The organism is Janibacter sp. LM (genome assembly GCF_039631275.1).
Lineage (GTDB): Bacteria > Actinomycetota > Actinomycetes > Actinomycetales > Dermatophilaceae > Janibacter > Janibacter terrae.
On record NZ_JBDIVG010000016.1, the window covers coordinates 81,236 to 103,641 of the forward strand.

Sequence of the window (22,406 nt, forward strand, 5' to 3'; positions counted from 1 at the left end):
GCGCCCGTGGCTGGACTGCTGTCGAGACCCGCACCTGCGTGCGGGCGAGGAGGACCGATGCCGGCGATCGTGCTGGTCGGCGCCCAGTGGGGCGACGAGGGCAAGGGCAAGGCCACCGACCTGATGGGCAACGACGTCGACTACGTCGTGAAGTTCAACGGTGGCAACAACGCAGGTCACACCGTCGTCATCGACGGTGAGAAGTACGCCCTGCACCTGCTGCCCTCGGGGATCCTCACCCCGAGCGTCGTGCCGGTCATCGGCAACGGCGTGGTCATCGACCTGGAGGTCCTCTTCCAGGAGCTCGACGGGCTCGACGAGCGCGGGGTCGACACCTCCAGGCTGCTCATCAGCGCCAACGCGCACATCATCGCGCCGTACAACCGCACGCTCGACAAGGTCACCGAGCGCTTCCTCGGCAAGCGCAAGATCGGCACCACGGGCCGTGGCATCGGCCCGACCTACGCCGACAAGATGAACCGCGTCGGCATCCGGGTGCAGGACATCTTCGACGAGGGGATCCTGCGGCAGAAGGTCGAGGCCGCCCTGGACCTGAAGAACCAGATCCTCGCCAAGGTCTACAACACGCGCGCCGCCGACGTCGACGCCGTCGTCGACGAGCTGCTCTCCTACGCCGACCGGCTGCGGCCCATGGTCGCCGACACCACCCTCGAGCTCGAGCAGGCGCTCGACGCCGGCAAGAACGTGCTCCTCGAGGCCGGTCAGGCGACCCTGCTCGACGTCGACCACGGCACCTACCCCTTCGTCACCTCGTCCTCGGCGACCGCCGGCGGTGCGTGCACCGGGTCGGGCATCCCGCCGACCCGCGTGAGCCGCGTCATCGCGATCCTCAAGGCGTACTCGACACGCGTGGGCGAGGGGCCCTTCCCGACCGAGCTCTTCGACGACGACGGCGAGTTCCTGCGCAAGACCGGCCACGAGTACGGCACGACGACCGGCCGGCCGCGCCGGTGCGGCTGGCTCGACGTGGTCGTCGGGCGCTACGCCACCCGCATCAACGGCGTCACGGACTTCGTCGTCACCAAGCTCGACGTCCTCACGGGGCTGGAGCGCGTGCCGATCTGCGTCGCCTACGAGATCGACGGCGAGCGGGTCGAGCAGATGCCCGTCAACCAGTCCGACGTGCACCACGCGAAGCCGATCTACGAGTACCTCGACGGCTGGTGGGAGGACATCACCCACTGCCGCACCTTCGAGGAGCTGCCCGCCAACGCCCAAGCCTACGTGCTGCGGGTCGAGGAGCTCGTCGGGGCGCGGGTCTCGGCCATCGGGGTCGGCCCGGCGCGCGAGGAGATCATCCCGCGGCACCCGCTGCTCGACGCCTGAGCCTGCCTTCGTCCGGCCAAATGCCGTTGCCAGCGAGGCCCGCGTGCACCATGGTGGGTGCACGGGCCCGCGGTCGCGGTCCCGGCCCCGAGCGAAGGGAGGTCCCATGAGCAACCACGAGAGCGCTCCCGAGGACGTGAAGGCGAAGTTCCGGGAGGCGCTGGAGAAGAAGCAGGCGCACGGCGGAGCCAATGTCTCGCCGAACGGGGCGCACGGCAAGGTCGAGGACGCGCACCGCGCCGAGACCAGTGCGACCCAGCAGATGTTCCGCCGCAAGAGCGGCTGACCACTCACTCCACCCGCGGCCCCCGGAGCGATTGCTCCGGGGGCCGTCGGGGTAGGGGGAACCCGTCCGACCTGCCCCAGACCCGAGGAGGCGCGCCCATGGGTGCCGACGACGCCACAGACCACGACCTGTCCGGGTCCGAACCGGTGCGGTGGACGACGAGTGCGTCCCCCGAGCGGGTGTGGGCGGTGATCGAGGACGCCTGGACCTACGGCGCCTGGGTCGTCGGGGCCTCCCGCGTGCGCTCCGTCGACGACTCCTGGCCGGCTGCCGGAGCTCAGCTGCACCACTCGATCGGCGTCTGGCCGGTCGTGCGTGACGACACGACGTCGGTCCTCGAGCACGACCCGGAGTGCCTGCGCATGGTGCTGGAGGCGCGGGTGCGGCCCTTCGGCACCCAGGTCGTCGAGCTCGAGGTGGGCCCCGGCCCGCGGGGCACCGTCGTCACGATGCGCGAGGACGCATCGGGCGGACTCGCGGCCCTGGTGCCCCGGCCGGTGCGCCAGGCCGGGCTGCGGGTCCGCAACCGTGAGGCCCTGCGCCGCCTGTGCCTGCTGGCCGAGCGGGAGACCCGGGTCGAGAGGGCCTGACGCATGGAGACAGTCGACGCCGTCGTCATCGGTGCGGGCCACCACGGCCTCGTCACCGCCGCGTACCTCGCGGACTCCGGCTGGGACGTGCTCGTCGTCGAGGAGCGTGCGCAGGTCGGCGGGGCGGTCTCGAGCCGCAGCGACGGGGGCTGGACCGAGGACGAGTTCAGCGCCTGCCACCCGCTCGCGCTGGCCTCGCCGGTGCTTCGCGAGCTGGACCTCGAGGCACACGGGCTGGAGTGGCGCCACGCGCCGCGACCGCTCGCCCACCTCTCCGGTCCCGGCGAAGGGGGCGTCGCCCTCCACGCGGACCCGCAGGACACCGCTGCGGACCTCGAGCGGGAGCACCCGGGCGACGGGGCCGCCTGGCTCGAGATGGTCGAGCAGTGGCAGCGCGTGCGCGAGCCGCTCCTCGCCGCGCTGCTCACCCGCTGGCCCCCGGTCAAGGACGTCGCCCGCCTGGTCGCCCGGCTCGGAGTGCGCGAGGCGCCGGACCTCGCGCGGCTCGCCGTGCTGCCGGTGACCCAGCTGGCGCGCGAGGGCTTCGGCGGCACGGGGGCCGGGCAGCTGCTCGCGGGCAACGCGATGCACGCCGACATCCCACCGACCGCTCCGGGCAGCGGCCTGTACGGCTGGCTGATGACGATGCTGTGCCAGGAGGTGGGCTTCCCCTCGCCGCGCGGAGGCACCGGCCGGCTCGCCGAGGCGCTCCGGCGTCGTGCCGAGGGCGCGGGCGCCCGGATCGAGACCGGCACCTCGGTCGAGCGGGTCGTCGTCTCCGGAGGGCGGGTGCACGGGGTCGAGCTCGACGGCGGACGCCGGGTGCGCACGCGGCGGGCCGTCGTGGCGGACACGAGCGCGCAGGCACTCTACGAGGACCTGCTCGACCCCGATGACGTGCCGCAGGGGCTGCGCCGTCGGCTGCAGCGCTTCACCTGGGACCTGCCGACGCTCAAGCTCAACCTGCGCCTCGACGCGCCGATGCCCTGGTCCTCGCCCGCAGCGCGCGGAGCCGGCGTCCTGCACGTCGGCCACGACGTGCCGGGGCTCGTCCGGTGGTCCGCGGACCTGGAGGCGGGAGAGGTGCCGGGGACCCCCTTCGCCCTCCTCGGGCAGATGACGACGATCGACCCGTCGCGCTCACCCGCCGGTACCGAGGCCCTGTGGCTCTACACCCACCTCCCGCGCGACCGGTACGACGACCCCGCCGCGGTCGCGGCGACCGTCGCCGGCTGCGAGGAGGTACTGGACGCCTTGGCGCCGGGCTGGTCCGCCCACGAGGTCGGCCGCTGGGTGCAGGGCCCGCAGGACCTGGAGGCGGCGGACGCCAACCTCGGCCGCGGCGCGGTGGGCGGCGGGACCCAGCAGCTCTTCCAGCAGGCGATCTGGCGACCCGTGACCGGTCTGGGTGGGCCCCGCACGCACGTCGCGGGCCTCTACCTGGGCAGCGCGGCCTCCCACCCCGGCGGCGGTGTGCACGGCGGGTGCGGGTACCTCGCGGCCCGCGCGGCCCTGCAGGACTCGCGGTGGTGGGGACGCCCGCGAGAGCAGCTGCTCGTCTCGGCGCTGCGCCGCTTCCACGACGATCCCGCCTGAGCCGGACGTCAGTCGGTCGGGCGCAGCACAGTCATCCGGTGCGCCGCGCGGGTGAGCACGACGTAGAGCACACGGGCCCCGCCGGGCGACTCCGCGACGATGGCGTCGGGGTCGACGACGAGCGTCGCGTCCCACTCCAGGCCCTTGGTCGACAGCGGGTCGATGACGACGACGCGACCCCCGTGCGAGCCGTCGAGCGGCAGGAGCGCCGCCGCGTGCCGCTGGGGCGCGATGACCGCGATGGACCCGTCGACCTCTGCGGCGAGGTCCGAGAGGGCCTGCGCCGCGAGGGTGGCGACGTCGGGTCGTGAGTCGTCGAGCGCGTCGCCGAAGGTGAGCTCGACCGGGCGTACGCCCGTCTCGCGCACCGCGTCGGGGATGTCCGCGTCCGGGACCACGGGCAGGATGACCTCGCGCGCGTAGTCGAAGATCTCCTGCGCGTTGCGGTAGTTGGTCGTCATGTGGAAGGACTGCCGCGGCTGGGTGCCGTAGGCCTCGTCACGCGCCCGCTCGGCCTCGGCCACGTCCGGCCAGGAGGCCTGCGCGACGTCGCCGACGACGGTCCACGAGGCACGCCGGCCACGACGGCCGATCATCCGCCACTGCATGGGGGAGAGGTCCTGGGCCTCGTCGACGAGCACGTGCGCGTACTCACCGGGACGGCCCACCGTGCCGACGAGCAGGCGCTCGCGGGCGGTGGTCGGGGTGAGCTCGTGCTCGACCTCGGGCGCGCGGATCGCCGAGCCCATCGCCTGCAGCTCCTCGACGCCGTCGAGCTCCTCGATCTCGTAGAAGGAGCGCTCCTCCTGCTCGGGTGCCTCGACCTGGCCGACGCGGACCGACAGCTCGTCGACGAGGGCGACGTCGGAGACGCTCCACGTGCCGAGGCGCAGCGTCTCGCGGGCGGCGTGCGCGAGGTCCGCGGCGTCGCCCTGGCTGAGGACGGAGCGGCAGACCTCGTAGGCCAGCTCGGTGTCCTCGAGCCAGAGCAGGGCCTCGCGCGGGTCGACCTGGGGCCACCAGGCGGCGACGAAGTCGTCGATGGCCAGCGACTCGTCGAAGGCGTCCATGAACTCGTCGCGGTCCCCGTGGCGCACCTGCTTCCACGCGGCCTCGGCGAGCAGCTCGCGGGCGAACCGGGTCGCTTGGTTGCGGGTGCGGTCGCGCAGCGCCTTGCGGCGGATGTCGGCGAGGGCACGCTCGTCGAGGTGGAAGGGCAGGCCGTTGACCATGGCGCGCAGGCTCGTCGGGGCGCCCGGGACGGCGCGCGCCGCGAGCCGCGACAGGACCGTGCGCATCTGCAGCGAGCCCTTGGTCGCGGCGGTGGACGGCGGGTCGTGGCGGATGGCGGTGATGACGTCGACGATGTCACCCACCGAGCGCAGGGTGACCGAGTCCTCGCCGAGCGAAGGGAGGACCCGCTCGATGTACGCGGTGTACGCCGACGACGGTCCGATGACGAGGATGCCGCCGCTCTCGTAGCGGCGTCGGTTGGCGTAGAGCAGGTAGGCGGCGCGGTGCAGCGCGACGACGGTCTTGCCCGTCCCGGGGCCGCCGCTGATCTCGGTGATGCCACGGTCGGTGGCCCGGATCGCCTCGTCCTGGTGGGTCTGGATCGTCGCGACGATGTCGCGCATCTGCTGGCCGCGGCTGCGGGTCAGCGCCGCGAGCAGCGCACCGTCACCGACGACGACCATGTCGTCGGGGGCGACGGGGACCATGAGGTCGTCCTCGACGCCGACGACCCGCTCGCCGCGGCAGCGCAGCACCCGACGGCGGATGACGCCGTGGTTGTCGCCGGGGGTCGCCCGGTAGAAGGGGGAGGCGGCGGGGGCGCGCCAGTCGATGACGAGCGGCTCGTAGTCGTCGTCGCGGACCCCGAGGCGACCGATGTAGCGGATCTCCCGGTCGGGGTCCGCCTCCTGCCCGGCGTGGTCGAGGTCGAGCCGGCCGAAGACGAGGCCCTCGTGCTGGTGCTCGAGGTGTGCGACCCGGCGGGCGGCGTTGAAGACGAGGGCGTCGCGCTCGAAGAGCCCGGACATCTCCTCGTCGCGTACGTCACCGGTGCGGTCGGTGCGGCCGCGGGACATGCCGTCGACGGCGACGAGATCGGCACGCTTTCCGGCCTTGGTCAGTTCCGTGTAGACGCGGTCCAGGTGCTGCTGCTCAGTGGCGATCTCCGCAGCGACGGCGTCGACGTGGGTGTCGGTCACGGGTCGAGCTGCTCCCCTCCGGTTCGGGCGAAAGTGCGAGTCTACGGGGTCGGGCGGGCCGCTCGGTGACCTCCCGTGACCGTCTGGGTGTCCGCTCGGAGAGCGCCTCGACAAGTCTCATCATTCCCGTCTTGATTTCAACCTCAACGAAGTGTCACTATCTGGAGGTCGGCTTCGGCCGACGGTCGCGCGGTCGGTGTCCCCCCTGATGTCTGGACCCGCGACCCGGGGCGCAGCTCACGGCAGATACCCCCTGCCTGCCGAGAGCTGCGCCCCACTTTCATGTCCGGGCATCCGCAGGAGGCCGTCCGCGGCCGTCTTTGCTCGTGCTCCCTGAGGAGGCCGTCCGCGGCCGTCTCGAAGGGCCGTAGGCTCGCCCCGTGAAGGTTCTCGTCATCGGCTCCGGCGCCCGCGAGCACGCCCTCGTCCGCGCCCTCACCCTCGACCCCACGGTGGACGCGGTCATCGCCGCGCCAGGCAACCCCGGCACGGACGTGCTGGCACTCAACGAGCCGGTCGACCCCACCGACCCGGGCGCGGTCGTCGAGCTGGCCCGCCGGCACGAGGTCGACCTCGTCGTCGTCGGACCCGAGGCCCCGCTCGTCGCGGGCGTGGCAGATGCGCTGCGCGAGGCCGGCATCCGCTGCTTCGGCCCGGGCGCCGAGGCAGCGCGCCTCGAGGGCAGCAAGGCCTACGCCAAGGAGGTCATGGCCGCCGCTGAGGTGCCGACCGCCATGGCCCACGTCTGCACGACCGAGGAGCAGCTCGCCGAGGCGCTCGACTCCTTCGGTGCCCCCTACGTCGTCAAGGACGACGGGCTGGCGGCCGGCAAGGGGGTCGTCGTTACCGAGGACCGCGCCGCTGCCATGCGGCACGGCCTGGCCTGCCTGGCGAAGGGGGAGGACGCGCAGGTGGTCATCGAGGAGTTCCTCGACGGCCCCGAGGCGAGCCTCTTCTGCATCTGCGACGGCACCACGGTGGTCCCGCTCGACCTCGCCCAGGACTTCAAGCGGATCTTCGACGGCGACGAGGGTCCCAACACCGGCGGCATGGGGGCCTACAGCCCGCTGGCGTGGGCCCCGGACGGGCTCGTCGAGGACGTCGTGGCCCGGGTGGCCCAGCCGGTCGTGGAGGAGATGGCCCGGCGGGGGACCCCCTTCGTCGGGGTGCTGTACGTCGGCCTGGCGCTGACCTCTCGCGGCCCGAGGGTCATCGAGTTCAACGTGCGCTTCGGTGACCCCGAGACCCAGTCCGTCCTGGCCCGTCTGGAGTCGCCGCTGGCCGTGCTCCTCGCGGCGGCCGCGGACGGCAGCCTCGACGACCACGACCCGCTGCGCTGGAGCCCGCAGTCGGCCGTCACGGTCGTCATCGCGGCCGAGGGCTACCCGGCCTCGCCCCGCACCGGGGTCGCGATCGGGGGGCTCGAGGAGCTGACCTTCGGCGAGCTCGCTGAGCACGTCCACGTGCTGCACGCCGGCACCGCCTGCGACGACGCCGGGGAGCTCGTCTCGGCGGGCGGGAGGGTGCTGTCCGTCGTCGCGCTGGGCGACGACCTCGTGCAGGCCCGCGAGCGCGCCTACGCGGCGGTCGCGCAGATCGAGCTCGAGGGCGGCCACCACCGCACCGACATCGCGCTGCGCGCCGCGCGGGGCGAGATCCACGCCTGATCCCCTCGTCGGTGGGCGTGCCGGTCGCCCGACGGGGTAGGTGTGGTCCATGGACGAAGCACACCGCAGACCGGACGGCGTCGACGACCAGACGGTCGAGGCGCTCGGCAAGCTGTCCGAGGCCCTCGAGGTCGTCGAGGAGACCCGAGGGCACCTCTACGCCTTCCACCGTCGGTGCGGCACCGCCGACCTGACCCTCCAGGAGGCCGTGCGCCTCCTGGGCGAGGCCGGTCACGCCGAGATCGCCGACGGCCTCCAGACCGACCTCGTGGGGCGCAACGTGCTCCCGGACCGGTGGAGCTACCAGATCGTCGAGGAGTACGACGCCCTGTACTACGAGCCCTTCCGTGCCGCCGAGGCCGCGGCGCGCGAGGCGCTCGTCGAGGGCAAGCGGCACCTGTACGAGGCGGAGATGAAGGTGGCGGAGCGCCGCGACGGTCCCTGAGGCCGCCTGCGAGGATGACCCCATGAGCGAGGTACCCCTGCAGCTGCCCGGTTACGCCCACGTCTACTCGGGCAAGGTCCGCGATCTCTACGCGCCGCTCGGGGCCGACGGCGCCCCGCGCGCGGACCAGCTGCTGCTCGTCGCGAGCGACCGGATGTCGGCGTACGACTTCGTGCTCGACACCCCGATCCCCGACAAGGGCGTCGTGCTCACCCAGATGTCGCTGTGGTGGTTCGACCGGCTCGCCGACCTCGTGCCTCACCACGTCGTCTCCACGGACGTGCCGGCCGCGGTCGCCGGGCGCGCCGTCCTCGTCGAGCGCCTCGAGATGCTGCCCGTCGAGTGCGTGGCGCGTGCCTACCTCACGGGTGGGGGCCTGAACGAGTACCGCTCGACCGGTGCCGTCTCCGGGATCGCGCTGCCCGAGGGTCTCGTCGACGGTTCGCGCCTGCCGGAGCCGATCTTCACCCCGTCGACCAAGGCGCCCGTCGGCGAGCACGACGAGCCGATCCCGTACGCGGGGGTCGTGGCCGAGATCGGCGAGGACCTGGCGGCCCGCGTGCGCGACCTGACGGTGCGGATCCTCCAGCGCGGCAACGAGATCGCGACCGACCGGGGGATCATCCTCGCCGACACCAAGGTCGAGTTCGGCATGCGCGGCGACGACGTCGTCCTCGCCGACGAGGTCCTCACGCCCGACTCCTCGCGCTTCTGGCCCGCCGACCAGTGGGAGCCCGGGCACCCGCAGCCGAGCTACGACAAGCAGTTCGTCCGGGACTGGCTCACCTCACCGGCCTCGGGCTGGGACAAGGCCTCCGGCGAGGTCCCGCCGGCCCTGCCGGACGACGTCGTCGAGCAGACCCGGGCGAAGTACGTCGAGGCCTATGAGCGCCTCACGGGGCAGACCTTCCGCGCCTGAGCCCGGCGAGGCAGACTGCGGGCATGACATCGACGGAGATGGACATCGCCCGCGCCAACGGACTCGCAGAGGTGTTGCGCCGCAGCGCCGCCCGCCACCGCGACAAGATTGCGATCGTCGACGGGGAGACCCGGTGGAGCTTCCGCGAGCTCGACGAGATCGTGACCTCCGTGGCCGCCGGTCTGGCCGAGCGCGGCGTGACGCAGGGCGACCGGGTCGCCCTGCTCAGCCGCAACAGCGCCGACTTCGTCGCGATCGCGTGGGGTGCGGCGCGGCTCGGCGCGATCCTCGTGCCGATCAACTTCATGCTCACCGCCGACGAGGTCGGCTGGATCCTCGGTGACAGCGAGCCGGTCGCCTTCGTCGCGCAGGCCGAGTTCGTCGGGACCGCGGAGTCCGCGATCGAGGGCAGCGGGCTGGAGGTGACCACGCGCATCGTCTCCGGGGGAGGAGCCGCGGGGTGGACCCCCTTCGCCGATCTCGTCGGGACCGACTCCTCCGGCTGGGCTCCGCCGGTCGTCGCGGACGACGACCCGATCCGGCTCATGTACACCTCGGGCACGGAGTCGCGGCCGAAGGGGGCGCTGCTCACCTCGCGCGCGCTGCAGGCCGAGTACCTGAGCGCGATCATCGACGGCGGCATGAGCGGGGACGACGTCGACCTGCACACCCTCCCGCTCTACCACTGCGCGCAGCTCGACTGCTTCCTCGGGCCGGACATCATGCTCGGCGCGACGAGCATCATCCTGCCCGCGCCGGACCCGGCGACCGTGCTCGCGAAGATCGCCGAGCACGGGGTGACGAAGTATTTCGCGCCGCCGACCGTGTGGATCGGCCTGCTGCGGCACGCGGACCTCGACGCGACCGACCTGTCGAGCCTGCGCAAGGGCTACTACGGGGCCTCGCCCATGCCCGTCGAGGTGCTCAAGGAGATCCAGCAGCGGCTGCCCGGGGTCGACCTGTGGAACTTCTACGGGCAGACCGAGCTCGCTCCCGTCGCGACGATCCTGCCGCCGCACGAGCAGCTGTCCCACGCCGGCTCCGCCGGTCGGCCCGTGCTCAACGTCGAGACCCGCCTCGTCGACGACGACGGCAACGAGGTGCCGGTGGGCGAGGTCGGCGAGGTCGTGCACCGCAGCCCGCAGATCGCCGCGGGGTACTGGCGCAACGAGGCCAAGACCGCCGAGGCCTTCGTGGGTGGCTGGTTCCACTCCGGCGACCTGGCCGTCGCGGACGACGAAGGGCGGATCACGATCGTCGACCGCAAGAAGGACATGATCAAGACCGGCGGGGAGAACGTCGCCTCCCGCGAGGTCGAGGAGGCGATCTACGCCCACCCGGACGTCGCCGAGGTCGCCGTCTTCGCCCTGCCGGACGCGACGTGGGTCGAGGCCGTCACGGCCACCGTCGTCGCGAAGGAGGGCTCCGGCCTGACCGTCGAGTCGGTCCGGGAGCACTGCGCCTCGGCCCTCGCGCCGTACAAGCGGCCCAAGCGGATCGAGATCCTCACCGAGCTGCCCAAGAACCCGAGCGGCAAGATCCTCAAGCGACAGCTGCGGGAGATGTTCGGCTGATCGGAGGGTCTCCGCCGGGCTCAGATCCGGTACGCATCCCTGCGGTGGGAGATCGTGACGATGTGGACGCGCACGACCTCGTCGTCGATCTCGTAGATCACCCGGAACTGTCCGCGCCGGGCGGAGTGCAGGCCGTCCAACGGTGCGCGCAACGGCTTCCCGACGCGGTGCGGGTTGTCGCTGAGCGCGCCCAGGACGAACTCCAGGCACGCGGCCGCCACGGGTTCGGGCAGGTCCGCGGTCAAGGTCCTGTGGGACTGCTTCGACCAGGTGATCTCGTAGGTCATCGCGAGGTCTGGGGCCGGCCTCGCCCGGCAGCGCGCATGGCCTCGACGACCTCGGCCGTGCTGAGGACCTCGCCCTGCCGTGCCTCATCCAAGGATGTGCCGATGTCGCGCACGAGCTCCGCGTCGGAGAGGACGTCGAGGGTCTCGATGAGGATGTCGTAGTCCTCGGCGCTCAGCAGGACCGCCTCCCGCCGCCCGTTGCGGGTGATCTCCACGCGCTGGTGCGTCCGCACGGCCTCGTCGACCATGCGGGACAGGTGGGCGCGAGCCTCGGCCAAGGGAACCATCGACATGTACATGATTCTAGCGTCTTTGGCGCCGGGGCGTCCCAGCTCGGGAACACCTCCGACTCGGCCGAGGATCGAGCGGGTGCGCACGGCGTCCGGGTCACGCCGACCGATACTGGGGCATGGCCACCTACATCGCCTTCCTCCGCGCGATCAACCTCGGCGCCACGCGCAGGTTCCCCAAGGCCGACGTGCAGCGGGTCGTCGAGGAGACCGGCGCGACCGACGTCGCGGTGCACCTCAACACCGGCAACGTGCGGCTGACGAGCCGGCAGCGCTCGACGGCCGCGGTGGCCGCGACGCTCGAGGCGGCCTTCCTCGCGGACAGGGGGTTCGAGGTCCCGACGATCGTCCTCACGCCGGAGGGGCTCGTCCAGGTCGTGGCGGACGCGGAAGAGGTGGCGCAGCAGGCCCCCTTCGCGGTGGCGGCGCACTACGTGACGCTGATGCGGGAGGCGCCCGACCGGGCCGGCGTCGCCCTGCTGGCCCACGAGGACGAAGGGGAGGTCGCCGCGGTCCGCGGACGGGCCGTGCACCTGGTGCTCGACGGCAAGGACCGCTACCACCAGGTGAAGCTGCCGGCGGCGGCCGACCGGGCCATGGGCGTGTGGACCAACCGCAACCTCACGGTCGTGCGCGACCTGGCCTCCCGCTGGGGCTAGCTAGCCCTCGTCGCGCGAGGGGTGGCTGCGCGCGATCTCCCGGTCGGTCAGCACGATGTGCACGCCGAGCGCCACGGCGGCCAGGACGGCGACGCTGAAGAAGAGCATCGCGATCGCCGGGAACCCGAGGACCGTCACGTCGGTCTCGACGCGCATCATCATCGCCGCGCCGATGATCGTCGCCGCGATGATCAGGCCGAGCGTCAGCCGGTTGGCGACCCGCTGCAGCACGAGGTGCAGCCGCTGCTCGTCGATGGCGTCCACCCGCAGCCGCATCTCGCCGCGGGCGAGGGTGTCGAGGATGCGGTTGGCCCGCTTGGGCAGCTGCGCGGTGAACTCCTTGGTCTCGATGGCGGCGGTGAGCAGGCCGCCGGGGGAGACCTTGAGCGAGGAGACGAAGATGTCCGAGACGTTGTCCCGGATCGCCTCCGCGGGGGAGAAGTCCGGGTCGAGGTGCGTCGTCGTCTGGTCGAGGTTGAGCAGAGCCTTGCCGATCATCGCCATCTCGGCGGGCGGCCGCAGGCCGTGGACCCCGGAGAGCCGGGACAGCTCGACGAGCAGCCGGCCGGCCTGCACGTCCGAGCCGCTGGCCACGGCCTCGCTCACGAGGTGCGCCACCTCGTCGCGGAAGGCGCCCGCGTCGTGGTCCTCGAGCGGGTGGCCCATGTCGGCCAGGACCGCCGCGGCCTCCTCGCCCTCCCCGTCGTTGATCGCGAGCAGCAGCTTGGTCACGTGCGTCTGGACCCGCTGGGGCACGGTGGCGACCATCCCGAGGTCGAGCAGCGCCAGGCGCCCGTCGTCGGTGACGAGCAGGTTGCCCGGGTGCGGGTCGGCGTGCAGCACCCCGTCGTCGAGGATCATCCGCAGGTAGCAGTGGAAGAGCTGCTCGACGAGGGGGCGGGCGTCGAGGTCGATGAGCGCCAGGGGGCCGAGGTCGGTGACCTTGCGGCCCTCGATGTGCTCCATCGTGAGCACCCGCGTCGTCGTCAGCTGGAGCACCGGCTCGGGCACGACGAGCCGGTCGTGCTCCTCGGTCAGCTCGATGAAGCGCAGCAGGTTGCGCGCCTCGCGGCGGTAGTCGAGCTCGTCGACGAGCGAGCGCCGGAACTGGCGCAGCAGCTGGTTGAGCCCGTAGGAGCGGCCGACACTCGTGTGCTTGTCCGCGAGGCCGGTGATGGTGTCGAGCGCGTCCATGTCGCCGCGGACGGTCTCGCGCACTTCGGGCCGCTGCACCTTGACGACGACGTCCCGGCCGGAGCGGGTGGTCGCCCGGTGGACCTGACCGAGCGAGGCCGCCGCGAGCGGCTCCTCGTCGAAGGTGGCGAAGAGGTCCTTGATCCGCGCCCCGAGCTCCGCCTCGACGATCTCGCGGACCTGCTCGAAGGGGAACGGTTCCACCGAGTCCTGCAGCCGCGTCAGCGCCTCGGTGTAGGCCGGTGGCAGCAGGTCGAAGCGGGTGGAGAGCAGCTGGCCGAGCTTGATGTAGGTCGGCCCCATCGCCTCGAGGTCCGCGGCGAAGGCCTCGGCGCCCTCCGTCGTCCCCTGCGGGAGGTCCGCGTCGTCGGCGAGGTCGTCCTGCTGGGCTCCCGCGAAGAGGTCGCCCCGTCCGTGGCGCAGGAGGAGTCGCACGAGGTCGGAGTACCGGCTGCTGCTCATGGGCACATCCTGCCCAACTAGACTCGACGCCGGACGCACCCCCCTTCGCCAGTTCAGGAGACGCCCCGTGGGACGCATCGTCGTCGACGTCATGCTCAAGCCCGAGATCCTCGACCCGCAGGGTCAGGCTGTCCGCGGGGCGCTGCCCCGGCTCGGCCTGGACCAGTTCACCGACGTGAGGCAGGGCAAGCGGTTCGTCCTCTCCGTGGACGGTGACGTCACCGACGCGCACCTCGCACAGGCCCGGGAGGCCGCCGAGACGCTCCTGTCCAACCCCGTCATCGAGGACGTCGTGAGCGTCCACGAGCTGACGAGCGACGAGCCGGAGCAGGCGCCGATCACCGGGGCCGGCGCGTGAGGATCGGCGTCGTCACCTTCCCCGGCAGCCTCGACGACTCCGACGCCCGCCGCGCCGTCCGCATCGCCGGCGGCGAGGCCGTCGAGCTGTGGCACGGTCACGCGGACCTGCGCGGCGTCGACGCGGTCGTCATCCCCGGCGGGTTCTCGTACGGCGACTACCTGCGCGCGGGGGCCATCGCCCGCTTCGCCCCGGTCATGAGCGAGATCATCACGGCCGCGAAGGGGGGGCTCCCGGTCCTCGGGATCTGCAACGGCTTCCAGATCCTCACCGAGTCGCACCTGCTGCCGGGCTCGATGATCCAGAACGACCACCGCCGGTTCCTCTGCCGTGACCAGGTCCTGCGCGTCGAGAACGCGTCGACCGCGTGGACCACCGGTTTCGAGGACGGGCAGGAGATCACCGTCGTCCTGAAGAACCAGGACGGCCAGTTCGTCGCCGACGAGGCCACCCTCGACCGGCTCGAGGGCGAGGGCCAGGTCGCCTTCCGCTACGTCGGCGACAACCCCAACGGCTCCTCCCGCGGCATCGCCGGCATCACCAACGAGCGCGGCAACGTCGTCGGCCTCATGCCGCACCCCGAGCACGCCGTCGAGGAGGGCTACGGCCCGGGCCTCGACGGGCGCACCTTCTTCACCTCCGTCCTCGAGCAGATGGCGAGCGCATGAGTCAGCACCGCATGAGCACCCTCGACACCGTCACCCGCGCGGGCGAGAGCCCCGACACCGAGCAGCCCTGGGCCGAGCTCGGTCTCAAGGAGGACGAGTACGCGCGCATCCGCGAGATCCTCGGCCGTCGCCCGACGAGCGCCGAGCTGGCGATGTACTCGGTCATGTGGTCGGAGCACTGCAGCTACAAGTCCTCCAAGGTGCACCTGCGCCGCTTCGGTGACCTGCCGAGCGAGACCCCGCTCGGCAAGACCCTCGCCGGCATCGGCGAGAACGCGGGCGTCATCGACATCGGCCAGGGCTGGGCGGTGACCTTCAAGGTCGAGTCCCACAACCACCCGAGCTATGTCGAGCCCTACCAGGGTGCGGCGACCGGCATCGGCGGCATCGTCCGCGACATCATGGCGATGGGCGCGCGCCCGATCGCGGTGATGGACCCCCTTCGCTTCGGCGCCATCGACCACCCCGACACCGCGCGCGTCCTGCCCGGCGTCGTCAAGGGCATCGGCGGCTACGGCAACTCCCTCGGCCTGCCCAACATCGGCGGCGAGGTCGTCTTCGACGAGTGCTACCAGGGCAACCCGCTCGTCAACGCCCTGTGCGTCGGCTCGCTGCGCCACGAGGACCTGCACCTGGCCAACGCGTCGGGCGCGGGCAACAAGATCGTCCTCTTCGGCGCCAAGACGGGCGGCGACGGCATCGGTGGCGTCTCCGTGCTCGCCTCCGAGAGCTTTTCGGACGGCCCGACTGCGTCTTCTCGGCGGCCCGCCGTCCAGGTCGGCGACCCCTTCGCGGAGAAGGTGCTCATCGAGTGCTGCCTCGACCTCTACGCCGCCGGCGTCGTCGAGGGCATCCAGGACCTCGGTGGCGCGGGCCTGTCCTGCGCGACCTCCGAGCTCGCCTCCGCCGGTGACGGCGGCATGGCCGTCGAGCTCGACCGCGTCCCGCTGCGCGACTCCACGCTCTCCCCCGAGGAGATCCTCATGTCGGAGTCGCAGGAGCGGATGATGGCCGTGGTCGCGCCCGACAAGCTCGACGCCTTCCTCGAGATCACCGGTCGCTGGGACGTCGAGGCCGCCGTGCTCGGCGAGGTCACCGAGGGTGACCGCCTCACCGTCACGTGGCACGGCGAGACCATCGTCGACGTGCCGCCGCGCTCCGTGGCCCACGACGGCCCGGTCTACGAGCGTCCGATCGCCCGGCCGCAGTGGCTCGACGCGCTGCAGGAGGACGGGAGCGGCTCCCTTCCCCGTCCGAGCGACCTCGGCGCGGACCTGCTCGCGCTGCTCGCCTCGCCCAACATCTGCGACAAGTCCTGGGTCACCGACCAGTACGACCGCTACGTCCTGGGGAACACCAGGCGCGCGATGCCGCACGACTCCGGCGTGGTCCGCGTCGACGAGGAGTCCGGTCTCGGCGTCGCCGTCTCGACGGACTGCAACGGCCGCTTCGGCCGGCTCGACCCGTACGCCGGCGCGCAGCTGGCGCTCGCCGAGTCCTACCGCAATGTCGCGACGTCGGGGGCGTTGCCCCTGGCGGTCACCGACTGCCTCAACTTCGGCTCGCCGGAGGACCCGGCTGTCATGTGGCAGTTCCAGCAGGCCATCGACGGGCTCTTCGACGCGTGCCTCGAGCTCGGCATCCCGGTGACCGGCGGCAATGTCTCCTTCTACAACCAGACCGGGGAGACCGCGATCCACCCGACCCCGGTGGTCGGCGTGCTCGGCGTCCTCGACGACGTCGCGACGAGCGTCTCCTCCGGCTTCGGGGCGAAGGGGGAGACCGTCCTCCTCCTCGGCGCGACCCGCGACGAGCTCGACGGCGGCGAGTGGGCGCACGCGCTGCACGGCCACCTCGGCGGACGTCCGCCCCGGGTCGACCTCGCCGCGGAGAAGGCGCTCGCCGGCTTCTTCGGCGACGCGGTGCGCCGCGGCCTGCTCACCAGCGCCCACGACCTCTCCGACGGCGGCCTCGCGGTCGCCCTCGCCGAGTCCGTGCTCCACGGCGGCACCGGCGCGTCCGTCGACCTCGCCCCGGTCCTGGAGCGGGACGGCATCGACGCCTTCACCGCGCTGTACTCCGAGTCCACGGCGCGCGCCGTCGTCACCGTCTCCTCCGAGGAGGACCTCGCCGCGGTCGTCGGCATCGCCGAGACCCACGGGGTGCCGGTGGCGCGCATCGGCTCCACCGACGGCGGGACGCTCAAGGTCAAGGGTGCCTTCGAGCTGTCGCTCGAGCAGCTGCGCGAGGCGCACACGGGCACGATGGCGCGCTACTTCGGCTGACATGGGTGCCGACTGGCTGGTGGTCTTCGACTGCGACGGTGTGCTCGTCGACAGCGAACGCCTGAACGTGCGCACCTGGACCGGCATGATGCGTGACGCCGGGGTCGACTTCACCGAGACCGATGCGGTCGAGGCCTTCGTCGGCAAGGCCTACAAGGACAACCGGGTCACGCTCACCGAGCTCACCGGGGCGGTGCCCGACCCCGAGTGGGAGCGGGCCTGGCGGGCCGAGTTCGCGCGCAGCCAGGAGGAGCTCGAGCCGGTCACCGGCGCCGCCGAGGCCGTCGCCGCGGTCCGCGAGCTCGGCCTGCAGGTCTGCGTCGCCTCGGGGTCGCTGCTCGCGGCCATCGGCACCAAGCTCGAGCGCACCGGGCTCGACGGGTTCTTTCCGGAGGGGGCACGGTTCAGCGCCGAGCAGGTCGAGCACGGCAAGCCGGCGCCCAACGTCTTCCTCCTCGCGGCCCGTGAGATGGGCTACCCGCCGGAGCGCTGCATCGTCGTCGAGGACAGCCGCGCGGGCATCGAGGCGGCGGTCGCGGCGGGCATGCCGGTCGTCGGCTACCGCAGCGACATGACCCCGACGGGCTGGATGGAGGGCGCCAGCGCCGTCGTGGACGACCTGGCCGACCTCCCTTCGGTCCTCACCCGACTGACCGGCCTGGGCTGATCAGCGCACCCGCCAGCGCCCCGGGTCGGGAGCCGTGGGCGAAGGGCGGGACCCGGCGTCGGTGATCGCCTTCCCGGTCGCGGTGCGCCGGGTCAGCTCGGCGCCGGCCAGGACACCCGAGGGGAAGGGCCAGCGCCCCACCTGCCGTCGGATCTCGTCGAGATCGAGCGGGCGGTGCGCGGCGACGAGCACGGCGTTGCCGTAGCGGCGGCCCTTGAGGACATCGCGCATGGCGACGAGCGCCACGTGCTCGCACGCGGTGCGCAGCCCGGCGACGACGTCCGCGAGGTGGCGCCACCCCGGCTCGTCGGGGCAGTTCATGACGAGCACCCCGTCCGGTCGCAGCACCCGCGCCACGTGCCCGAAGAACTCGACGGTCTGGAGGTCGGCCGGGACCCTCCCCGCCTCGAAGGCGTCGACGACGACCGCGTGGGCCGACGCGTCCTTGAGCGCCTCGAGGCCGGGGCGACCGAGCTGGGGCCGCACCCGGATCCGGTGACCGCGCGGCAGCGGCAGCTCCTCGCGGACGACGGCGGTGAGGGCCTCGTCGGGCTCGAGGACGATCTGCGGCGACCCCGGGCGGGTGGCGTGGACCCAGCGGGGCAGGCTCAGGCCGGCGCCGCCGACGTGCGTCACCCCGATCGGGTCGGGCCCGGGGAAGACCGCGTCGAGCACCGCGGCCATGTGCTGCACGTACTCGAAGACGAGGTGCTCCGGGTCGTCGACGTCGACGTGGCTCTGCGGATGCCCGTCCCGCATGACCGTCACCCCGCCGTGATCGTCGGGCACGAACTCGATCTGCGTCTCAGCCACCCCCAGATCCTCCCCCATGCACGATCGGCCGGGCACGACGAAGGGGGCCACACACCGGATCTGGTACGTGACCCCCTTCGTCAGGCTGCTACTTGTTGTTGCCGACCCCGGGGCGGACCTTGGTGTCATTGCCCACGCCGGGGCGACCGTCGGCAGCGCCGGGGCGCTCACCGAGCTGGTTGCCCTTGCCGGGGCGCTCCGCGGCGTTGCCCTTGCCGGGGCGTGCGGAGTCACCAGCCGTGACCGTGACGGGGAAGGTCGCCGTGGTCCCGCTCGGCGCGGCGACCAGGGTGACGGTCGCGTCACCGGTCACCCCCTCGGGGACGGTGAAGCTGATGTCGGCGGTGCCGTTGCGGGTCGGGACGCCGTCGATCAGGCCCGCGGTGATCGGGAAGGTCCCGACGGAGCCGTCGCCGACGAAGACCTCGACCTCGGTGTTGGTCGGGGCGCCGAGGGAGGTGAGGTCGAAGCCGGAGGCCGTGAAGGAGACCTCCTCACCGGCGGTCAGGGCGGTGGGCTGGTCCGTGATGGCGATGGCCTGCTTGCGGAAGTCCGGGCCGACCTCGTCGCGCGCGGAGAAGTAGTTGACGAAGGCGTCGGTGTCGATGAGGCCGGTGTCCTTGGCGTTGCTGCCCTCCTGCAGGACGGTGAAGTTGTCACCGCCACCGATGAGGAAGGACCCGGAGCTGATCGTGTACGTCGCGGCCTCGTCGATGGGCGCGCCGTCGATGCTCACCGAGGTGATGTGGCTGCCCTTCGCCGCGTCGGGGTCGAAGGTGTAGGTCACGTTGTCCGACAGGCCCAGCTTGAGGAAGGGGCGCGAGGACCCCTCCGGCTGCCACTGCTGCTCCAGCAGGGTGATGACCTGGGCGCCCGTGAGGTCGACCGTCATCAGCGTGTTGGCGAAGGGGTTGATCGACGCCGCCTCGGCGTAGGTCACCTCGCCCGGGCCCTCGTCGGTGGACGGGGCGTACAGCAGCTCGGCCCGCAGCCCACCGGGGTTCATGATGCCGATGTCGGCGCCGGAGCGACCGGGCGCGTTGAGGGCGTCGAGCCAGATGTCGGCGGTGAGGTTGCCGAGGGTGGACTCGCGCTGGCGGTTGTCGCGCGTGCCGTCGGTGTGGGCGGTCGTGATGTCGTCGCTCACCGAGCCGATGACCTGCTTGCCGACCTCCTCGGCCTGCGCGACGGCCTCGTCGACGATCCGCGCGGCCGAGGCGTAGGCCGGGTCGTTCGCGCACCCGGCGGTCGGGGGCGCGACCGGGACGTTGGTGGCGGAGTACTGGGTGACCTTGCCGGTCGCCGGGTCGTAGCCGAGCTCGAGCTGGCCGAGGTTGTCGGCGTAGGAACCGGTCTGGAGGACCGGGCGGGTGCCCTCGCCGCCGGGGACGGGGGCGTCCCAGGCGTACTCCTTGTGGGTGTGGCCGGTGAAGATCGCGTCGACCTCGGCGGTCGTGTCGGTGACGATCTTGGCGAAGGCCCCGCCGGCGTCGATCTGCTCCTGCAGGGTCGTCACGCCGTCGCTCTCGGTCGCGCCCTCGTGGTACTCGGCGACGACGATGTCGGCCTCGCCGTTGGTGGCGTCGCCGTCCTTGAGCTGGGCGGCCACGCGGTTGACCGCCTCGACCGGGTCGCCGAAGTCCAGGCCGGCGACGCCCTGCGGGGAGACGAGGGTCGGGGTGTCCTGGGTGACCGCGCCGACGATGCCGACGTCGAGGCCGCCGATCTCGAGGACCGTGTACTCCTGCATCGCGGGGATGGTCGTGCCGCGCTCGTAGACGTTGGCGCCGAGCTGGTCGTAGTCCGCCGCCCGGTCGACCCGACCGGTGAGGTCGGAGAAGCCGCGGTCGAACTCGTGGTTGCCGACGGCGGTGGCCCGCAGGCCGACCGCGTTGAGGAACTCGATCGTCGGCAGGTCCTCCTGGGAGGCCGAGGTGAAGGGCGAGGCGCCGATGTTGTCGCCGGCCGCCACGAGGGCGGTCGAGCCCTCGCCGAGTGACGCGCGGGTCGTGACGATCGTGCAGGCGAAGGCCTTGCCGAGGTCACCGGTGCCGTCGTCGTCGATGCGACCGTGGAAGTCGTTGAGGTTGAGCAGGTTGACCGTGGTCAGCGAGGCGTCGATGCCACCGGGGGCGACGGGGTCGGCGGCGTGGGCTGCACCGGCCGTGGCGACGAGTGCGGTGGCCGCACCCGCGCCGACCAGCAGCGACAGGCCCTTCTTCGTGAGGGACATGCGGGGTTCCTCCCAGAACACAGGTGTGACGTGCCCGACAGCTGGGCACACAGGGAGGATCGTGCCGCACCCGGGATACCTCCGCAGTCCGAGCGACGACCCGTGGGTGGCTGATCGGTGAACGGTTCGACGGTGGGAGGATGGCCCCGTGCCGGCACGACGACGCATCCCCGTGGACGAAGGGTGGTCCGCCCTGCACGCGTGGACCACGAGCGAGGACCGGGACGCGGTCGCTCGCCCGACGATCGCGACGGCCGTGCGGCACACCGTCGCCGAGCTCGCGGACGCCGCCCCCGGCCGCAGCGTCGAGGTGCGGGTCCCCCCCTTCGCTGCCGCGCAGTGCGTCGAGGGACCGGTCCACACCCGCGGCACCCCGCCCGCCGTCGTCGAGACCGACGCCCGGACGTGGCTCGAGCTGGCCACCGGCGAGCTCGCCTGGGCCGACGGCGTGGCCTCCGGCCGCGTGCGGGTCAGCGGGCAGCGCACGGACCTGTCCGCGCACCTCCCGCTCGCCCGACCCTAGGGACGAAGGGAGCGGAGCAGCTCCTCGGCCACCTCGAGGATCCGCACGCTCTCGTCGAGCGGCATGAACGGGGACTCGGTCTCGCCCGCGGTGACCCGCAGCGCCACCTCGGTGGCCTCGTGGCGCAGACCCCGGTGCTTCTCGACGGGGTCGCCCGCCATCTCGTCGAGGACGACGCCGTCGGCGCCGACGAGCCGCATCGTCGTCGGCGTGTAGAACTGCGTGTCGAGCTCGAGCCGGGCCCGCGTGCCGTTCACCGAGGCGGTCGTCGGGGACGAGACGGACATGTCGGTCGCGAGCGAGGCGACCGCGCCCGTCGGCCCCTGCGCCACGAAGGCCAGGCGCCGGTCGACGCCACGGTCGGTGAGCGACCCGAGACCGGCCGCCGCGGTGAGCCCACCGAGCGCCAGCGAGGCGAAGGACAGTGGGTAGATGCCGAGGTCGAGCATCGCGCCACCGGCGAGGTCCGGGCTGGCGAGCCGCTCCGGGCCGTCCGGCCACAGCGGGATCGAGTGGTCCGCGAGGACCGTGCTCACCTCGCCGAGCAACCCCGCCTCGAGGACCTGGCGGAGGACGTCGATGTGGGGGAGGAAGCGGGTCCACATCGCCTCCATGCAGAAGATGCCGGCGGACCGGGCGGCCGCGACGATCTGCCGGGCCTCGTCCGCGGTGGGGGCCATCGGTTTCTCGACGAGGACGTGCTTGCCGGCCCCGATCGCGAGCAGCGCGTGCTCGAGGTGCTCGCTGTGCGGGCTCGCGACGTACACGACGTCGACCTGCGGGTCGGTGACGAGCGCGGCGTAGTCGCCGTGGGCCCGTGCGCCGGGCGCGTGCTCGGCGACGAAGGCCTGCGCGCGCCCGAGGTCGCGCGAGCCGACCGCGACGACCTCCTGCGAGGTGCCGCGCAGGGCGTCGGCGAGCTGGGCGGCGATCCACCCGGCACCGAGCAGACCCCACCGCAGACCGGGTGCCGAGGCCGGGTCCGGGGTCCGCGGCGCGGGCAGCGTCATGCCGGGCACGTCGGCAGGGGGGCGCTCGGTGCTCATGCGACCAACCTACGATGGAGGGGTGAAGCCGAACCGCCCCCGCAGCCACCCGAAGCCCCTGCCCTTCGTCGCCACGGGCGCGGTCATCGGCTTCATCGTCTTCGGGCTCATCTCCTGGTTCGGCCCCAACCGCAACGAGGGCTTCGACATCACCTACGACCCGGGCGCCACCCTCGGGTACATGAGCGTCCTCGGACTGTGCGTCGGCGGACTCGTCGGTGCCGTCGTCGCGGCGCTCCTCACCTACCGCAGGTAGGGGTCGACCGCGTCCTGTGGGACACTGG

The 22,406-nt window shown here is 72.5% G+C and carries 22 protein-coding genes; 15 read left to right on the top strand and 7 right to left on the bottom strand.

The features are described 5' to 3' along the window. Positions 1–57 precede the first annotated feature (57 nt). The 4 genes from ABC138_RS09955 (at position 58) to ABC138_RS09970 (ending at position 3,819) form a co-directional block, all read left to right on the top strand. Complete coding sequence (locus tag ABC138_RS09955) at positions 58–1,347, top strand: adenylosuccinate synthase (RefSeq protein ID WP_068425011.1); 1,290 nt, start codon at positions 58–60, stop codon at positions 1,345–1,347. Positions 1,348–1,453: 106 nt separating this feature from the next. Then, entirely contained in the window at positions 1,454–1,633 is a 180-nt protein-coding gene (locus ABC138_RS09960) for a DUF5302 domain-containing protein (RefSeq protein WP_068327096.1), read from the top strand. A 98-nt stretch (positions 1,634–1,731) separates the two neighbouring features. Beyond that, positions 1,732–2,223, top strand: a complete 492-nt coding sequence (locus ABC138_RS09965) for an SRPBCC family protein (RefSeq protein WP_345913583.1) — start codon at positions 1,732–1,734, stop codon at positions 2,221–2,223. A 3-nt stretch (positions 2,224–2,226) separates the two neighbouring features. Further along, positions 2,227–3,819 (top strand): NAD(P)/FAD-dependent oxidoreductase, encoded by a 1,593-nt coding sequence (locus ABC138_RS09970; RefSeq protein ID WP_068327093.1) that lies wholly within the window; start codon positions 2,227–2,229, stop codon positions 3,817–3,819. A gap of 8 nt (positions 3,820–3,827) precedes the next feature. Here ABC138_RS09970 and ABC138_RS09975 read toward each other — a convergent pair whose 3' ends face one another. Beyond that, the gene (locus ABC138_RS09975) at positions 3,828–6,032 is read right to left on the bottom strand and encodes an AAA family ATPase (RefSeq protein ID WP_068327090.1); all 2,205 of its coding nucleotides are present in this window, start codon (positions 6,030–6,032) and stop codon (positions 3,828–3,830) included. A gap of 380 nt (positions 6,033–6,412) precedes the next feature. Here ABC138_RS09975 and purD point away from each other — a divergent pair, with 380 nt between their 5' ends. From purD to ABC138_RS09995, 4 genes are read left to right on the top strand one after another with little or no spacing between them, the layout of a single operon-like run. Beyond that, complete coding sequence (gene purD, locus ABC138_RS09980; protein WP_345913585.1) at positions 6,413–7,699, top strand: phosphoribosylamine--glycine ligase; 1,287 nt, start codon at positions 6,413–6,415, stop codon at positions 7,697–7,699. A 49-nt stretch (positions 7,700–7,748) separates the two neighbouring features. Continuing rightward, the gene (locus ABC138_RS09985; RefSeq protein WP_345913586.1) at positions 7,749–8,144 is read left to right on the top strand and encodes a hypothetical protein; all 396 of its coding nucleotides are present in this window, start codon (positions 7,749–7,751) and stop codon (positions 8,142–8,144) included. Between the two features lie 22 nt (positions 8,145–8,166). Further along, a complete protein-coding gene (locus ABC138_RS09990; RefSeq protein WP_345913587.1) occupies positions 8,167–9,063 on the top strand; it encodes a phosphoribosylaminoimidazolesuccinocarboxamide synthase in 897 nt (298 codons plus the stop codon). Between the two features lie 23 nt (positions 9,064–9,086). After that, entirely contained in the window at positions 9,087–10,637 is a 1,551-nt protein-coding gene (locus ABC138_RS09995) for a fatty acyl-CoA synthetase (protein WP_345913588.1), read from the top strand. Between the two features lie 20 nt (positions 10,638–10,657). Here ABC138_RS09995 and ABC138_RS10000 read toward each other — a convergent pair whose 3' ends face one another. Together ABC138_RS10000 and ABC138_RS10005 are read right to left on the bottom strand one after the other, a co-directional pair. Beyond that, positions 10,658–10,924 (bottom strand): type II toxin-antitoxin system RelE/ParE family toxin, encoded by a 267-nt coding sequence (locus tag ABC138_RS10000; protein WP_345913589.1) that lies wholly within the window; start codon positions 10,922–10,924, stop codon positions 10,658–10,660. Further along, positions 10,921–11,217: a type II toxin-antitoxin system Phd/YefM family antitoxin gene (locus tag ABC138_RS10005; protein ID WP_082817237.1), complete on the bottom strand. Its 297-nt coding sequence runs from the start codon at positions 11,215–11,217 to the stop codon at positions 10,921–10,923. Before ABC138_RS10005 ends, ABC138_RS10000 begins: the two co-directional genes overlap by 4 nt. Positions 11,218–11,333: 116 nt before the next feature. Between ABC138_RS10005 and ABC138_RS10010 the strand changes: the two genes are divergently transcribed. Next, entirely contained in the window at positions 11,334–11,873 is a 540-nt protein-coding gene (locus ABC138_RS10010) for a DUF1697 domain-containing protein (RefSeq protein ID WP_345913590.1), read from the top strand. Here the strand turns inward: ABC138_RS10010 and ABC138_RS10015 are convergent, their stop codons facing one another. Continuing rightward, a complete protein-coding gene (locus ABC138_RS10015; RefSeq protein WP_345913591.1) occupies positions 11,874–13,529 on the bottom strand; it encodes an AarF/UbiB family protein in 1,656 nt (551 codons plus the stop codon). It lies immediately after the preceding gene. Between the two features lie 67 nt (positions 13,530–13,596). Between ABC138_RS10015 and purS the strand changes: the two genes are divergently transcribed. From purS to ABC138_RS10035, 4 genes are read left to right on the top strand one after another with little or no spacing between them, the layout of a single operon-like run. After that, positions 13,597–13,887, top strand: coding sequence for a phosphoribosylformylglycinamidine synthase subunit PurS (purS, locus tag ABC138_RS10020; RefSeq protein WP_068327062.1), 291 nt, complete (start codon positions 13,597–13,599; stop codon positions 13,885–13,887). Then, on the top strand, positions 13,884–14,555 hold the full coding sequence (purQ, locus tag ABC138_RS10025) for a phosphoribosylformylglycinamidine synthase subunit PurQ (protein WP_068327059.1): 672 nt from the start codon (positions 13,884–13,886) through the stop codon (positions 14,553–14,555). The genes purS and purQ overlap by 4 nt, the downstream gene beginning before the upstream one ends. Next, complete coding sequence (purL, locus tag ABC138_RS10030; protein WP_068327057.1) at positions 14,552–16,840, top strand: phosphoribosylformylglycinamidine synthase subunit PurL; 2,289 nt, start codon at positions 14,552–14,554, stop codon at positions 16,838–16,840. Before purQ ends, purL begins: the two co-directional genes overlap by 4 nt. A gap of 1 nt (position 16,841) precedes the next feature. Beyond that, the gene (locus ABC138_RS10035; protein ID WP_345913592.1) at positions 16,842–17,507 is read left to right on the top strand and encodes an HAD family phosphatase; all 666 of its coding nucleotides are present in this window, start codon (positions 16,842–16,844) and stop codon (positions 17,505–17,507) included. On the opposite strand, the gene ABC138_RS10040 is transcribed toward ABC138_RS10035, so the two are convergent. Both ABC138_RS10040 and ABC138_RS10045 read right to left on the bottom strand, forming a co-directional pair. Beyond that, positions 17,508–18,320, bottom strand: a complete 813-nt coding sequence (locus ABC138_RS10040; protein WP_345913593.1) for a fused MFS/spermidine synthase — start codon at positions 18,318–18,320, stop codon at positions 17,508–17,510. Positions 18,321–18,408: 88 nt separating this feature from the next. Further along, complete coding sequence (locus ABC138_RS10045) at positions 18,409–20,553, bottom strand: bifunctional UDP-sugar hydrolase/5'-nucleotidase (RefSeq protein ID WP_345913594.1); 2,145 nt, start codon at positions 20,551–20,553, stop codon at positions 18,409–18,411. A 148-nt stretch (positions 20,554–20,701) separates the two neighbouring features. Here ABC138_RS10045 and ABC138_RS10050 point away from each other — a divergent pair, with 148 nt between their 5' ends. Next, on the top strand, positions 20,702–21,076 hold the full coding sequence (locus ABC138_RS10050) for a sterol carrier family protein (RefSeq protein ID WP_068424964.1): 375 nt from the start codon (positions 20,702–20,704) through the stop codon (positions 21,074–21,076). Here the strand turns inward: ABC138_RS10050 and ABC138_RS10055 are convergent. Beyond that, complete coding sequence (locus tag ABC138_RS10055; RefSeq protein ID WP_345913596.1) at positions 21,073–22,122, bottom strand: Gfo/Idh/MocA family oxidoreductase; 1,050 nt, start codon at positions 22,120–22,122, stop codon at positions 21,073–21,075. The two genes, ABC138_RS10050 and ABC138_RS10055, sit on opposite strands and share 4 nt — an antisense overlap. 22 nt (positions 22,123–22,144) lie before the next feature. Between ABC138_RS10055 and ABC138_RS10060 the strand changes: the two genes are divergently transcribed. Then, entirely contained in the window at positions 22,145–22,378 is a 234-nt protein-coding gene (locus ABC138_RS10060; RefSeq protein WP_345913597.1) for a hypothetical protein, read from the top strand. Positions 22,379–22,406 lie beyond the last annotated feature (28 nt).

Excerpts from the sequence above, each read along its gene's own strand:
- ABC138_RS09995 (WP_345913588.1), top strand. The coding sequence starts at position 9,087 with ATGACATCGACGGAGATGGACATCGCCCGCGCCAACGGACTCGCAGAG.
- ABC138_RS09955 (WP_068425011.1), top strand. The coding sequence starts at position 58 with ATGCCGGCGATCGTGCTGGTCGGCGCCCAGTGGGGCGACGAGGGCAAG.
- ABC138_RS10045 (WP_345913594.1), bottom strand. The coding sequence starts at position 20,553 with ATGTCCCTCACGAAGAAGGGCCTGTCGCTGCTGGTCGGCGCGGGTGCG.
- ABC138_RS09960 (WP_068327096.1), top strand. The coding sequence starts at position 1,454 with ATGAGCAACCACGAGAGCGCTCCCGAGGACGTGAAGGCGAAGTTCCGG.
- ABC138_RS09970 (WP_068327093.1), top strand. The coding sequence starts at position 2,227 with ATGGAGACAGTCGACGCCGTCGTCATCGGTGCGGGCCACCACGGCCTC.
- ABC138_RS09985 (WP_345913586.1), top strand. The coding sequence starts at position 7,749 with ATGGACGAAGCACACCGCAGACCGGACGGCGTCGACGACCAGACGGTC.
- ABC138_RS10015 (WP_345913591.1), bottom strand. The coding sequence starts at position 13,529 with ATGAGCAGCAGCCGGTACTCCGACCTCGTGCGACTCCTCCTGCGCCAC.
- ABC138_RS10005 (WP_082817237.1), bottom strand. The coding sequence starts at position 11,217 with ATGTCGATGGTTCCCTTGGCCGAGGCTCGCGCCCACCTGTCCCGCATG.
- ABC138_RS10055 (WP_345913596.1), bottom strand. The coding sequence starts at position 22,122 with ATGAGCACCGAGCGCCCCCCTGCCGACGTGCCCGGCATGACGCTGCCC.
- ABC138_RS09965 (WP_345913583.1), top strand. The coding sequence starts at position 1,732 with ATGGGTGCCGACGACGCCACAGACCACGACCTGTCCGGGTCCGAACCG.
- purL (WP_068327057.1), top strand. The coding sequence starts at position 14,552 with ATGAGTCAGCACCGCATGAGCACCCTCGACACCGTCACCCGCGCGGGC.
- ABC138_RS10000 (WP_345913589.1), bottom strand. The coding sequence starts at position 10,924 with ATGACCTACGAGATCACCTGGTCGAAGCAGTCCCACAGGACCTTGACC.
- ABC138_RS10035 (WP_345913592.1), top strand. The coding sequence starts at position 16,842 with ATGGGTGCCGACTGGCTGGTGGTCTTCGACTGCGACGGTGTGCTCGTC.
- ABC138_RS09990 (WP_345913587.1), top strand. The coding sequence starts at position 8,167 with ATGAGCGAGGTACCCCTGCAGCTGCCCGGTTACGCCCACGTCTACTCG.
- ABC138_RS10010 (WP_345913590.1), top strand. The coding sequence starts at position 11,334 with ATGGCCACCTACATCGCCTTCCTCCGCGCGATCAACCTCGGCGCCACG.